This window comes from Herpetosiphon sp. NSE202 (genome assembly GCF_042688385.1).
Lineage (GTDB): Bacteria > Chloroflexota > Chloroflexia > Chloroflexales > Herpetosiphonaceae > Herpetosiphon.
This window is the reverse complement of sequence record NZ_JBHUPY010000004.1, coordinates 94,834-108,626: the sequence shown is the minus strand read 5'-3', so window position 1 is coordinate 108,626 and position 13,793 is coordinate 94,834. Positions and strand designations below refer to the sequence as shown.

General features: G+C 50.7%; 10 protein-coding genes. 1 reads left to right on the top strand and 9 read right to left on the bottom strand.

Going from position 1 to position 13,793, the window contains the following annotated elements:
* Positions 1 to 187 precede the first annotated feature (187 nt).
* Both eutC and ACFMKP_RS05855 read right to left on the bottom strand, forming a co-directional pair.
* A complete protein-coding gene (gene eutC, locus ACFMKP_RS05860; protein WP_382289922.1) occupies positions 188 to 964 on the bottom strand; it encodes an ethanolamine ammonia-lyase subunit EutC in 777 nt (258 codons plus the stop codon).
* Complete coding sequence (locus ACFMKP_RS05855; RefSeq protein ID WP_382289920.1) at positions 964 to 2,355, bottom strand: ethanolamine ammonia-lyase subunit EutB; 1,392 nt, start codon at positions 2,353 to 2,355, stop codon at positions 964 to 966. Before ACFMKP_RS05855 ends, eutC begins: the two co-directional genes overlap by 1 nt.
* A 561-nt stretch (positions 2,356 to 2,916) precedes the next feature.
* On the opposite strand from ACFMKP_RS05855, the gene ACFMKP_RS05850 reads away from it, so the two are divergent.
* Complete coding sequence (locus ACFMKP_RS05850) at positions 2,917 to 5,145, top strand: N-acetylmuramoyl-L-alanine amidase (RefSeq protein ID WP_382289918.1); 2,229 nt, start codon at positions 2,917 to 2,919, stop codon at positions 5,143 to 5,145.
* 57 nt (positions 5,146 to 5,202) lie between these two features.
* Here ACFMKP_RS05850 and ACFMKP_RS05845 read toward each other — a convergent pair whose 3' ends face one another.
* The 7 genes from ACFMKP_RS05845 to ACFMKP_RS05815 form a co-directional block, all read right to left on the bottom strand.
* Positions 5,203 to 5,883, bottom strand: a complete 681-nt coding sequence (locus ACFMKP_RS05845; RefSeq protein ID WP_382289917.1) for an ABC transporter ATP-binding protein — start codon at positions 5,881 to 5,883, stop codon at positions 5,203 to 5,205.
* A 21-nt stretch (positions 5,884 to 5,904) separates the two neighbouring features.
* On the bottom strand, positions 5,905 to 8,352 hold the full coding sequence (locus ACFMKP_RS05840) for an ABC transporter permease (RefSeq protein WP_382289915.1): 2,448 nt from the start codon (positions 8,350 to 8,352) through the stop codon (positions 5,905 to 5,907).
* A gap of 58 nt (positions 8,353 to 8,410) precedes the next feature.
* Positions 8,411 to 9,628, bottom strand: coding sequence for a cytochrome P450 (locus tag ACFMKP_RS05835; protein WP_382289913.1), 1,218 nt, complete (start codon positions 9,626 to 9,628; stop codon positions 8,411 to 8,413).
* Between the two features lie 242 nt (positions 9,629 to 9,870).
* Entirely contained in the window at positions 9,871 to 10,950 is a 1,080-nt protein-coding gene (locus ACFMKP_RS05830; protein ID WP_382289911.1) for a glycoside hydrolase family 5 protein, read from the bottom strand.
* 58 nt (positions 10,951 to 11,008) lie between these two features.
* Positions 11,009 to 11,866, bottom strand: coding sequence for an ATP-binding cassette domain-containing protein (locus ACFMKP_RS05825; protein ID WP_382289909.1), 858 nt, complete (start codon positions 11,864 to 11,866; stop codon positions 11,009 to 11,011).
* On the bottom strand, positions 11,841 to 12,884 hold the full coding sequence (locus ACFMKP_RS05820; protein WP_382289907.1) for an ABC transporter ATP-binding protein: 1,044 nt from the start codon (positions 12,882 to 12,884) through the stop codon (positions 11,841 to 11,843). Before ACFMKP_RS05820 ends, ACFMKP_RS05825 begins: the two co-directional genes overlap by 26 nt.
* Complete coding sequence (locus tag ACFMKP_RS05815; RefSeq protein WP_382289905.1) at positions 12,884 to 13,777, bottom strand: ABC transporter permease; 894 nt, start codon at positions 13,775 to 13,777, stop codon at positions 12,884 to 12,886. The genes ACFMKP_RS05820 and ACFMKP_RS05815 overlap by 1 nt, the downstream gene beginning before the upstream one ends.
* Between the last annotated feature and the right edge of the window lie 16 nt (positions 13,778 to 13,793).

The following is a 13,793-nucleotide window of genomic DNA, read 5'->3' as shown; positions in this document are numbered from 1 at the left end:
AGTGCCAACCACAACGCTATCGGCGGCAACTGGAGTACTTTGCCAAATTTGGGCCAAACCAAGCACGATCAATCCGCTTAACAAGATTTTTTTGCGCCGTAGGATCGCTGTTGCTCCTTTTACATTCAAGTGATAGCAACAGCATAGCAAACTGACGGTCGCAAAATTTGACATTTTCTACCAAGCGTTATTCAAGGCTTGGGTTCGTGGGTTGGCTCAGGCGTTGGCGCTCATCTTTCAACCCAACTCCGGTCAGCCGCCGTTGGCGCGCTTGGCCCAACAAATAGACCAATAATTCGCTGGCGGCGGCATAGCTCAAGCCTTGCTGGTGAATGTTGGAGATGCAGTTGCGCTCTGCATCGTTACGGCCACGCTGCGGCGCATAAGTTAAATACATGCCCAAACTATCGGCAACGCTCAAGCCAGGCCGCTCACCAATCAGAATCACGACCAACTCGGCGCGCAGTAATGCGCCAATCTCGTCGCCAATCGCCACCCGCCCTTGCTCAACTAGGCTCAACGGAGCCAGCGACCAGCCAAGCTCGCTCAATTGCTGCTTGATTAGTTTGAGCAATGGTGCAGCATGGCGCTCAATCGCCACCGCCGATAAGCCATCGGCGACTACCAAGGCTATAGTCGCTGGCGCAGACTTTAATGTCTCAAGCTGTTGGCGCGAATCAGCATCCAGCATACGACCCAAATCTGGCCGCTTGAGATAGCTAGCGCGATCCACAGCTGCGCTTTTGAGCCTGAGAATGTGCGGGAATTCAGCTTGTATTGCATTAGCCAGCGCCGCAAAATCAACTTGGGCATGCACCGCATCACGCGCCAAAGCATGATCTTGTTGAAAGGCCAAATGGGCCTTGGTTGGCAAGCCATCGCCAACCCGACCAAGCCCAATCCGCGCATTAGTAAATTGGCGCAGGCGTTGCCAAAGTTGCTCGCTTTCTGGTTGTTCGGCCATTACCAGCCTCCTAACTGAGCTGCTGATTGCAATAAACGATGGCGCTCGTTGGCAATCAATAATCCTGCTTGATCGACGATGCCAAGCTGTTGCAGCCATGTTTCAAACTCTGGCGCTGGCCGCAAGCCCAAGCTGCTTTGCACAAAACGAATATCGTGATAGGAGGTGCTTTGATAATTCAGCATAATATCATCAGCGCCAGGCACGCCCATCACATAGGTACAGCCAGCGCTTGCCAACAATACCAGCAAATTATCAATATCGTTTTGGTCGGCCTCGGCATGGTTGGTATAGCAGGCATCGCAGCCCATCGGCAGGCCCAACAATTTGGCACAAAAATGATCTTCCAAGGCTGCGCGGGTAATTTGCTTGCCATCGTAGAGATATTCAGGGCCGATAAAACCCACCACTGTGTTGACCAACAACGGTTCAAAGGCCCGCGCCACAGCATAGGCCCGCGCCTCGCAGGTCTGTTGATCAACGCCATGATGCGCGTTGGCCGAAAGCGCACTGCCTTGGCCAGTTTCAAAATACATCACATTATTGCCAACTGTGCCACGCCCCAACGAACGAGCTGCTTGATTGGCTTCGTTCAAGAGCGCTAAATCGATGCCAAAACTGCGGTTGGCAGCCTCGGTGCCAGCAATCGATTGAAACACCAAATCAACCGGAGCGCCACGCTCGATCACCTGCAACGCAGTGGTGATATGGGCCAACACACACGATTGCACAGGGATGGCATAACGCTGACGCAATTCATCAATTAAATGCAATAAGCTGGTCATGGCTTGCGGGCTATCGGTCGCCGGATTAATCCCAATCACCGCATCGCCGCAGCCATACAACAAGCCATCAAAAATAGCTGCCGCAATTCCCTGCGGATCATCAGTTGGATGGTTGGGCTGCAAACGCGATGAGAAACGGCTCGCCAAGCCCAAGGTATTGCGAAAGCGGGTAATAACCTGGCATTTTTTGGCAACCGCAATCAGATCTTGGTTGCGCATAATTTTGGCAACTGCAGCCGCCATCTCAGGCGTAATGCCTGCTGCAACCGCCGCCAATTGCTGGCTGTCGGTACGATAATCAAGCAGCCACTCGCGCAAACCGCCAACCGTCAAATGGCGAATTGGCGCAAATGCCTGTTGATCATGGCTATCGATGATCAAGCGGGTAACTTCATCTTCTTCGTAGGGAACCACCACTTCATTAAGAAACGTGGTTAATGGCAGATCGGCCAAACACCATTGCGCCGCCACTCGTTCCTCTGCATTGGCAGCGATCAAGCCAGCCAAGGCATCGCCCGAACGCTCAGGGGTTGCCTTGGCCAAAAGAGTTTTGAGCGAATCAAATTGATAACGGTTTTGGCGAATTGTATGCTGATAGATGGTCATAAACAGCCTCCTACAGCGCGAGAATGCTTAATTATGGCATTCTTTTGGAGCAGTTGCAATTGCGATGAGGGATCAGGGGTCAGAGGTTAGGGTTCAGAAATGCAACCAGCAATAAAGAGAATGGAGCTTTAACGCAGAGGAACGAAGGCTATGGGCTATGGGCTATATGGGTTGTACATGAGGTTAACAATGGCATAGTCCCCTCACCCCAACCCCTCTCCCGTAGCGCGGGCGAGGGGCTTTATCCCGTGGTTCCGCGTAATGTATGGGGTACAAAAAGGGTACACCCCTCGCCCGCGTTCAGTGGGAGAGGGGCTGGGGGTGAGGGAATGATCCTGTTGCCAATCCCAATGATTGTCCGCTAGCCCAGAGCCTAGAGCCAATAGCCTTCTCCTCTTCACGCACTTCGCGTTCTTCGCGGTTTCATAGCTTCGTGCTCTTCGTGCCCTTGGTGGATCAAAACTCTTTAGCAAGTTCTCAGTTATTAATTGATTTTAACAGTTATACTTAATTGCATGAGTAGGGTCTTTTAGTTGTTGAGGAAGTTATGATGAACCGATTGTGGTTACGATCAAGAATCGTGATCGTTGTTGTGGTTTTAGGGCTGCTAGCGGGCTATCTGCCGCTGCCAACTTCGCCAACACCCAAACCCCCGCCCCAAGCACACTGCAAGCGGCCTTTGATCAGGCTGCTGCCGAGTTTGATGTGCCAAGCGAATTGCTGTTGGCCTTGAGCTACAATCTTTCGCGCTGGGAGCAGCATTCAGGGCAACCAAGCACCAGCGGCGGCTATGGGGTTATGCACTTAACCCAAATCGATCTTAGCGCTTGGCAAACGAGCAAAGGGCTTGATTGGGCCACGCCATTCAAACAGCCCGCCGAATTTCAGACCCTTGCCCGAGCAGCCAGATTGATTGATCAACCAACCAGCGCCTTGATCAACGATCCAGTGCAGAATATTCGTGGTGGCGCGGCGCTCTTGGCTGAATATAGCCGCAGCATCAACCCCACATTGCCAACCAATCTCAGCGATTGGTATGGCGCAGTGGTTTTGTTTAGTGGCAGCAAAGAGCGTTCAACTGCCTTTGCCTTCGCCGATCGCGTCTATGCAACCGTGCAACAAGGCGCAAGTCGTCGGCTTGAAAATGGCGAGCAGCTGAGCCTTGCGCCAAGCGCAGTTACGCTCAATCGCCAAAGCGCCGCCAATTTGCCACTCTTGGAGGGTGATGATTTCCCTGTGGATTGTCCAGCGACGCTTGATTGCGAAGTTGTGCCTGCTGCCTATGCCTTGAACGATCCCAATAATCGCGGCAATTATGGCAACTACGATTTAGCCAACCGTCCAGTTGATGGCTTGGATTATCGCTATATTTTGATTCACGATACCGAAATTACTTATACCCAAACGATCAATGTCTTTCAAAACCCATTGACCAAGGCCTCAACCCATTATGTCGTTCGCGCCAGCGATGGCCACATTGCTCAAATGGTCGAGAACAAAAATGTGCCATGGCACGCAGGCAATTGGGATGTGAACGGCCATGCGATTGGGCTGGAACACGAAGGTTATGCAATCGAAGGTGCAAGCTGGTATAGCGAAGCAATGTATCAAGCTTCGGCCCGCCTCACGCGCTATCTCGCCGATAAATACCAAATTCCCTTAGATCGTAGCCATATTATTGGCCACGATGAGTTGCCCGGCCCGCTGCCACAGCATCAAGCAGGCATGCACTGGGACCCAGGTCCGTTTTGGGATTGGGCGCATTATATGGATTTAGTGCGTGGTGGCCCCGCCCAAATGAGCAATCCCGACCCACAATTGGTAACGATCAACCCTGATTTTGCAACCAACATGCCAGCCATGACCTACTGCTATACGAGCAATGATTGCCGCGCAGTACCAACCCAAAGCGCTAATTTTGTCTATTTACACACCCAACCTAACGCCAACTCGCCATTAATTACCAATCAATATATTGGCTCAACGCCAACCCACGCCAATAACTGGGCCAATAAAGCGGTTACTGGCCAAACCTATGTTGCGGCTGGGCAACAAGATGCTTGGCAAGCGATCTATTTTGGCAGCCAAAAGGCCTGGTTTCATAACCCAAATGGCGTGAACAGCACTGCTGGCCAAGGGCTAAAAGTTCGGCCCAAGGTTGGCCAAGCCAGCATTCCAGTCTATGGGCGAGCCTATCCTGAGGCTGCCGCCTATCCACAAGGCATCACGCCACAAGCAATTACGCCAATTTACACCCTGCCTGCTGATAATGTGGTGGTTGCGACCAAGCTTTACACCAGCACCTACTACTCGTCGCCAGTGTACACGCCGACGCTTGATCCACGTTCGCACGTCGTGGTGAGTGGTCAAACCAAGTATTATCAAATTAATTTCAATCATCGGTTTGGCTTTGTCAAAGCAAGCGATGTTGAAGTGCAATCGAGTGTTCTAAGCTTAACCACGCCACAAACTGAGCAAGGCAGCATCAGTGGCAACAGCATCACCTACACGCTAACCTTGCGCAATCTGAGCCAACAAACCGTGCCAATTAGCCTCAGCCTCACAGGCAATACCTGGCCAACGACGCTCACCAGTGCCGTGCCAAGTAACCTTGGACCAAACGCCAGCCAAACGATCACGCTGCGCGTCGATCTGCCAGCAGGCCAAAACCTGAGCAGCGATCAGGTTTGGGTTAAAGCGCAAACCAATGCCGACCAACAACGCAGTGCTGTTCTGCTACTCCGTTCGCGGCTTGGCCTTCCAACCTTCTTACCAGTAGTTGGCAAATAAGCAACAAAAGAGCACCCATGAGAATTTTCATGGGTGCTCTTTTTGGTTAAATGCTGGTTATTGGGCAGCTTCTCCAAGTTTACCATCGTGCATTGGGAGGATGCGTTGTGCAGCAGCACCAACGACCGGATCATGGGTCACAATCAAAAAGGTAGTGCCAGCCTGATTGATCGCATGAAATAGCTCAAGGATATGGTCACGATTATGGCTATCTAAATTGCCAGTAGGCTCATCGGCCAAAATAATCGCAGGTTTGGTAACTAAGGCCCGCGCAATTGCAGTACGTTGTTCTTGGCCACCGCTTAATTCGCTAGGCATATGCTGGATACGCTCAGCCAAACCCACCTGTTCAAGCACGTGAGCCGCCCGTTTGCGGCGCTCTGGCTTGGCTACGCCAGCATATTTCAATGGCAAAGCCACGTTATCCAAAATAGTCAATTCAGGCAAGAGATTATAGGCTTGAAAGATAAAGCCAACTTGGCGATTACGAAATTGGGATAGCTGCGCATCATTCATTTGGGCAATATCAACCGAGCCATAATTGATACAGCCACTGGTTGGCGTATCAAGCCCACCCAACAATTGCAATAATGTTGATTTTCCGCAGCCTGATGAACCCATAATTGCCAAAAAATCACCAGCCTTAATCTGTAATGACACATGATCAACAGCTACAACTGAACTTGAACCTTTGGAGAATATTTTGGCAACCTTATCGAGTTGAATCGCACTTCCCACTCTAAACTCCTTCGTAAGTAATTATTGAACATTGATCGCGCGCGTTGGGGGCAGATTGGCCGCCCACCATGCAGGTAAAACGCCAAACGTCGCACCAATCAGCAAGGCGGTAACGCCAGCGACACCCAGCAAATGCCAAGGCATCGTTGGCGGCCAACCCAGCTGGGTTTGTAATACTCGTGCCAGCAGAAGGCCAATCACCCCCCCAAGCAGCGCAGCACCCAAACAGATCTTGATTGTTTCAGTCAAAATTTGGCGTAAAATGCTCTGTTTGGGTGCGCCAACTGCTCGCCGAATCCCGATCTCACGCGCTCGGCTCAGAATGCTAATAAAGGTGAGATTCATCAAGCCAACGCCACTGATCAATAAACATAAGCTTACCATCAGGCCAGCTAACAAATAAATCTGGCTGCGTTGTGCTAAAAGTTCTTGGGTTATACCTGCTGGCAAAATCAGATTTGGCACGCCCTCAGGATGCCGAGCAGCCAAAAATTGTTCTAAGCGCTTGGCTGCTTGATCAAGATCAGTCGTCGCGGGAATCTGCACCAAAATTTCGCCGTTGATTAGATACATATCCTTGGGAAAGTAGCTTTGCGGCTCATCGATCGTTGGATTGATATTACTCTGCAATGGTGCGTAGACAGCCCGCGGCGAGAAGCCTTGCGCAATCATCAATGGCCATGAATCAAGGCCAGCCAAAACCCCAACCACTGGAAGATTACGCCATTGTTTCAGCTCACAAATATTCGCCAGTTTGCGTTCTTTAGCAATTTCAAGCGCCCGATCATAGCCCAAAACAATCACCTGCAGGGCTTTTGTTTCTTCCTCGGCATTCAACCAGCGTCCACACGCCAAAGAAATTGGCTGCAAATCAGCCAGATTCGCACTTGCCTCAATCACGGTGTACATCGGTGAACGTCGCCAAGCAACCTGCCAAGCGGGAAATTCGGCCTTAACTGCGGCATAATCTTCATGGGTTAGGTAGATGGCAGGCTTAAATGGCTCCAAACCGGATGTCCATGAAACTGCACTAATTGTTTTCGCACCTGTGCCACCAAGAATTTGATCGATGCGTGCGACCAAGCCGCTGCGTAAACCTAAAAGCATAATCAAGGCAATGATGCCAAGCATCACATTAGCCCCACCAACCAACCAGCGATGTTTGGCCAATGTCGTGACAAGTTGCTCACGCAACATTGCACTTGGCGCTGCGCGCAGCAAATACCAACTCGTTAGCCCAAACGAGCCAACCACCATCGCCAGCATTACGAGGCAACTCATCGCCAGCGTTTGTCCGTCAAGCAACGGAGCAATGCCACTTAAGCGCGCAAAAAAACCTTGGCTAATCCAAGCAAGGAGCAAACCGCTAGCAATACCCACCCCACCAATCAATAAGCCAACCCCAATTAATGAGCGAAACAAGCGAACTTTGGTTGCCCCGAGGCTGCGTTGAATCCCTAAGCTGCGACGTTTCAGCACAATTGCCAAATAACTACTAATGCCAACCGTGCATGCCATCAGAATCAGGGCAATTGCCACAATCCAGAGGAAATTACTGTTGACCAGTTGTTGTAAATCACGCATTTGGGCTTGCTGATAGCTTGCTTGTTCACTTTCAACAACAACCCGCCAGCCTGCAGGCAAATTTTGCGCTAATTGCGTTTGTAATTGGTTTATTACTGCAGCTTGTTGGCCAGCCTCTGGCTCGACGACAACACTCGCCAAATTCGTGGGTAAACTATTGTCAATCAGAAAAATAGTCGTATCAAAAGCACGATCAAAGACGTTACGGGCTGGATTCACTGGAGCCAATACCCCAGTTACGGTCAAGCTGTAACTATAGCCTAAGCCTGAAGTTGCGACCCCAGGATGCATCTTCGCAACCGTCGGAAAAGCCCCTGGTGGTGGCGTATTAGGGTCTGAGATAAGGAGCTGGCCAATTGGCGATTGCTGAGGAAAGAAATAGTCAGCAAGTTTTGCACCGATCACCACATGGTCTGTTGCTGAATCAAAACTTCCAGCAGTCAATGCTAGTTTTTGAACCGTAAAAAAATCGCTTGGAACCCGTTGGACTGGCAAATTAATCGTGCCATTAACCCCAAATGCTTGAGCATAATTTGACCAAGCGACACCCTTAATTCCTGGAATGTTGTTAATCTGCTGAATACCTAAATGTGCGGGCTGAAGCGTTGCCATATTCAGGTCAACATACGAGCCAGCAAAAGGACTTGTCAATAAATCAAGCCCTTCAGGTTTCAAGCGATTAAGTTCGTCAACCCCAGCATTGAGCGAATCAGCGGTAACAATAACTGTAATTCGTTCGCCTACTGCTCCATCAACAAGTTGGTGATATTGCAACTCAATCCCACGATACATGCCGATGAGCAAGGTTAGCAGACCAGCTGCCAACGCAATACTCAACACGGTTACAGACAAGCGAATCGTATTCAGCGCCTTCAATGAAGCCATGGCACTCCCTTCTCTCATAAGCCACTATCGAGGTTGATAGTGGCTTAACCTAATTTCTCTAAAACTCAACCGGCAGCTCGATCATGCCGCGAATCAGCATGCCAGGCCGCCAAATCAGGTCTTGGGCGGGCACGGCCAAACGCAAGTTTGGCAGCCGTTGCACCAACGAATTGATCGCAATTGCGCCTTCAAGGCGAGCCAATGGCGCACCCAAACAATAGTGAATGCCATGGCCAAAGGCAATGTGGTTATGCTCGCTGCGCGTAATATCAAGCTGATCAGGCTTGGCAAAATAGTTCGGATCACGATTCGCCGAAGTGATGACCGCCAGCACTTGCTCACCACGCGGAATCGTTACGCCAGCAAATTCCAGATCTTCGCATGCCCAACGTAGGGTTGAGGTTTCGACTGGGCTATCGAAACGCAGCAATTCTTCGACGGTGTTGCGAATCATGTCGGGATTTTCGCGCAGCAATTTCAATTGCTCAGGATGTTGCAACAAGGCCAACATGCCATTGCCAATCAAATTCACTGTGGTTTCGTGGCCTGCAATCAACAAGAAGAACACCAACGAAAACATTTCTTGCTCGGTCAGTTTATCGCCAGCTTCTTCAACTTGCACCAAAGCACTGGTCAAATCGTTAGTGGGATTGGCCCGTTTAATCGCGAATAACTCACGCAGATAATTGCCAAATTCTTCCATCTCACCCGCCATGCGCGTAAAACGATCTGGCGAGGGATCGACAGTCACAACCAAGCCCGACCAATAGCGGAATTTCTCGCGATGATCCAAGGGAATGCCCAACAATTCGGCAATCACGGTCAACGGCAAGGGAAAGGCATACGCTGTGAGCAAATCGGTGCTGCTTGGGCCTGCCAGCATGGCATCAAGCAACTCATCGGCAATTTGCTGGATGCGCGGGCGCAGTTGCTCGACCAATTGGGGCGTAAAAGCTTTATGCACCATGCCGCGAATCCGCGTATGATCAGGCGGATCGATCGCCAACAAGTGTTTGAACAACAACTGAACGACTGGCGGCATCACGGGCATGAGCTTTTGCTCTTCAGGGGTAAGCACTTTGCGCCAATTTTTGATAAAACGCGGATCTTTCAGCGCGGCCTTAACATCTTCAAAACGGGTAATCATCCATAAACCACGGCCATCGGGTAGGGTAATGCGGTGAATAGGGGCTTCGGTACGGAGTGCAGCATAGGTTGGGAAGGGGTCTTGGACGAATTGCTGATTAAATACCTCTGCGTAGGTCGAATGGATCATCGATCCTCCTCTACATAGGACTAATCCATTGCCTTATCTTATGCTGCTTTTGATAAAGATCAAGTGGGCAAATTGGCTAAATCTATGGATGTTGATGCCCTCACCCCAACCCCTCTCCCGCCCAGCGGGCGAGGGGCTTTTATTCCGTAGTTCTTGCACGATTCGTCGGTAAAAATGGGTGCTCCCCCTCCCCCTCGCCCGCGTCTAGTGGGAGAGGGGGCTGGGGGGTGAGGGCATCAACATTATTGCTGCAAACCTAAAGCTTCAACCGTCAGCGTATCGATTTCGCGCTGGCCATTCTGCTCGTTAACCACGCTGAATCCGCCAGCATAATCCCACATTGTCCAGCCAATATTGAATTCTTCGAGCACGCTGCGCAGATCATGCAGCCATGCCGCGCGATCTTCGGGCTTACTTTTGAAGCGATAAACCCCAAATTCATTGCAGGTCAAACGCACTTGATGCTTTTCGGCCCACGCCACCGCTTGACCAATCCACTCGCGCAGCGCCGCGCGGTTCCAGCGTTCTTCGCCATAGCTCAAGGCTGCATCACGCGCAACCTCATCGTCAATGGTGGCAACAATCGGCGCTAAGGCTTCGGGGCTTGATGGATAAGGCAAATATTCCAGATGCGGCCAGTAGGGCGAACCCCAGGTTGCCGCCTGATGGCTAAAGGTGTGGGGATCGTAGCAGTGAAAATTGTAAATAATATTTGGGTCGGCCAAAGGTTCAAGTTCAATTAATTCGGCGATGCTCGACCACTTATGGCCAGTCGCAATCAGGGTATGCTTGGGCGCACCAGCGCGCATTGCGGCCAATAATTCGGCCTGCACAAAGGCCCATTGCTGGGCATCGGTCACAACTGGCTCGTTCAAAACCTCTAAAAAGAGCATTTCTGGATCGCGCTGGGCCAAATGTGCCGCCAAAGCTTGCCAAAAACGCGCAAAGGTTTTGACCAAGCTTGGCGAGTTAAACAAGCGCTGCTTGAAATCGTCCTCGGGATGCAAATCGACAATGACTGCCAAATTATGCGCCAACATCAGATCGATTGCTCGATCCACTTCGGCCAAATAGACTGAATTTAACTCACTTGGGTTACTTTCATCCAACAGCAAAATTGGGTTGAGCGTAAAACGCAAGTGGCTACAACCGATCTTGGCTAGCAGCGCAATATCGGCCTCGGTGTTGTAGTTGCGCAAATGCTCCAAACTATAGTGGTTGCTATAATCTTGGGCAAACCAATGGCTCAAATTGATGCCGCGCGCCAATTTGGCAAACCGAGCATCACTAATTGCAGTTTGTGGATTCGACAACGTTGTCATGATCATTCCTCACACAAAAAAACACGAAGCAGCCAAGGCTTCGTGTTTGAACAACAAACTATTTGGCTTCCGCAGCATCTTTGTTGAGGCGCGGGCGTTTGAAGCGCATCGTATCCGAGCGCGGAATTTTCGGCACACTATCAATCAAATTACGGGTGTATTCTTGTTTAGGTGCGCGAAAAATTTCCTCAGCCGTATTATATTCAACGACTTTGCCATGATACATCACGGCAATTTGGTCGCTCATATGCTCAACCACGGCCAAGTTATGCGAGATAAACAAATAGGCCAAGCCCAATTGTTTTTGCAAATCTTGCAGCAAGCGCAAAATTTGGGCCTGAATCGAAACATCGAGCGCGCTGACGGCTTCATCACAAATCAACAATTTGGGATTCAAGGCCAAGGCGCGGGCAATGCCAATCCGTTGTTGCTGGCCGCCAGAAAATTCAAATGGGAAGGCATTGGCAGCGCCAATATCAAGCCCAACCAGTTCTAGCAACTCGTGGACGCGCTTGGTGCGCTCGCGCGCAGAACCCACATTATGAATTAACATCGGATCTTCAATCGCGCTATGCACCGTCATCATTGGGTTGAGGCTGGCCAATGGATCTTGAAAAATCATCTGAATATTGCGGCGTTTGGTGCGCAACGCTTTGGGCGAAAGCGACGTAAAATCAACCCCATCGAAGAAAATGCGGCCTTTTTCGGGATCATACAAGCGAATAATACAACGCGAAAGCGTCGATTTGCCCGACCCTGACTCGCCGACGATGCCTAAGGTTTCGCCTGCATTCAGGGTTACGGAAACATCTTCAACTGCGGCAAAGCGGCTTTTGTCGCGCATAAAATATTTGGAAACGCCCTCAACTTTGAGCAAGGGCTGGCCTGTTTCAGGCGTGGATTGGTTGAGCGACATTGAGCATCACCTCCGCTGCTGCTGCATCACCTTGTTGCGCTGCCTTCACCACCTCATCAGCGTGGAAACAAGCAACCAAGTGATTCGGTTCGATTGTGGCTAATTCGGGCTTGCGCTCTTGGCAAACGCTGGTTTTAAAACTACAGCGTGGCGCAAATGGGCAAGCAGTATGCTTTTTCAAGGCGCTTGGTGGGTTGCCAGGAATTGGCTGGATGGCAGTTTTGCCATGGCCAATTTCCATCGTACTGTTGAGCAAACCCAAGGCATATGGGTGCGATGTGTGCTCAACTAAGCGATCAACCGTCGCCATTTCGACAATTTCGCCAGCATACATCACGGCCAATTTATCACAATAATTGGTGGCCACACCCAAATCGTGGGTAATAATAATCATGGCCATGCCGGTTTCGTCCTGCAACGATTCGAGCAAATCCAGCACTTGGGCTTGCACGGTTACGTCAAGGGCCGTGGTTGGCTCATCAGCAATCAGCAATTTGGGCTTGAGCGCCAGCGCTAGTGCAATCATCACCCGTTGGCGCATGCCACCAGAGAATTGATACGGGTAATCGTTGAGCCGCTTGGCAGGCTGGGGAATCCCCACCCGATCCAAGAGTTCAATCGCCCGTTCTTTGGCTTCTGCTTGCGAATAAATTTTGCGCATGCGCATACTTTCGGTAATCTGCGCGCCAATTTTCATAATTGGGTTGAGGCTGGTCATGGGGTCTTGAAAAATCACCGCAATATCGCGGCCACGCACATCTTGCAATTCACGTGGCGACATTTTGACCAAATCAACGCCATTGAAGACCGCCGAGCCACCGACAACCCGTCCGGTGCGGCCAATTAGACCAAGCAACGAAAGCATCGTTACCGACTTGCCTGAGCCAGATTCACCGACGATGCCAAGGCTTTGGCCAGCTTCGAGCGTAAAATTGACCCCGTTGACTGCATGCACCACGCCACCAGGCCGCTTAAACTCAACTTTAAGATCCTTAACTTCTAACAATGGCGCACTCATTAGCGTTCCCCTTTCGTGTTGAAGATTTCTTGCAAGCCATCGCCAAACCATGTGAAGGCTAAGAGCGTGAGACTAAACAAAAGGGTTGGCCAAACTGCCAAGTGCGGAAAACCACGCATTTTGTTGATCCCCAAATTGATCAAGTTGCCCCACGATGGCTCTGGTGGCCGAATCCCAACCCCAATCACCGAAAGCCCAGCTTCGGCAACCATGGCGTAGGGAATCCCAAAGCTCAGCGCCACCGCGATTGGGCCAAGAATGTTGGGGAGCACATATTTGGTAATAATGTGCCATTCGCTTGCCCCCAAGGTGCGGGCAGCCTGCACATATTCCTGATTTTTGAGCGAAAGCACTTGACCGCGAATCAACCGCGCATAGCCTGCCCAGTTGGTAATCGCCAAGGCAATCACAATCGTGGTTACTTTTTGGCCGAGGGTCGTTGCCAAAATAATTGCCAACAACGTCGAAGGAAACGAATTGAAAATCTCAACCAAGCGCATCAAAAAGGTGTCAACTAAGCCACCGCGCATGCCCGAGACTGAGCCAATCGCTGCCCCGATGATCAGCGAAAGAATCGAAGTGCCTAAGCCAACTATCGCTGCCGTACGTACCGCATAAATGATCCGACTTAATTGATCACGGCCAACATCATCAGTTCCAAACCAATGCTCGCTGGAAGGCAGTTGCCATGTTGCCGCCAAATTCTGATCATTATAGTGATAGGGTGCGATTAATGGGGCGAAAATGGCGATGATGACAAAGAGGATGACCAAAACTAAGCCAACCAAGGCCATGGTATTACGGCGATAGCGCCGCCAAAACACCTTGAGCAGCGATTCCGCAACCGGAAGCTCCTCTTGGGTTTGTGGTTGTGAAAGCTGATTAACTGCCATGATACAAGCTCTCCTT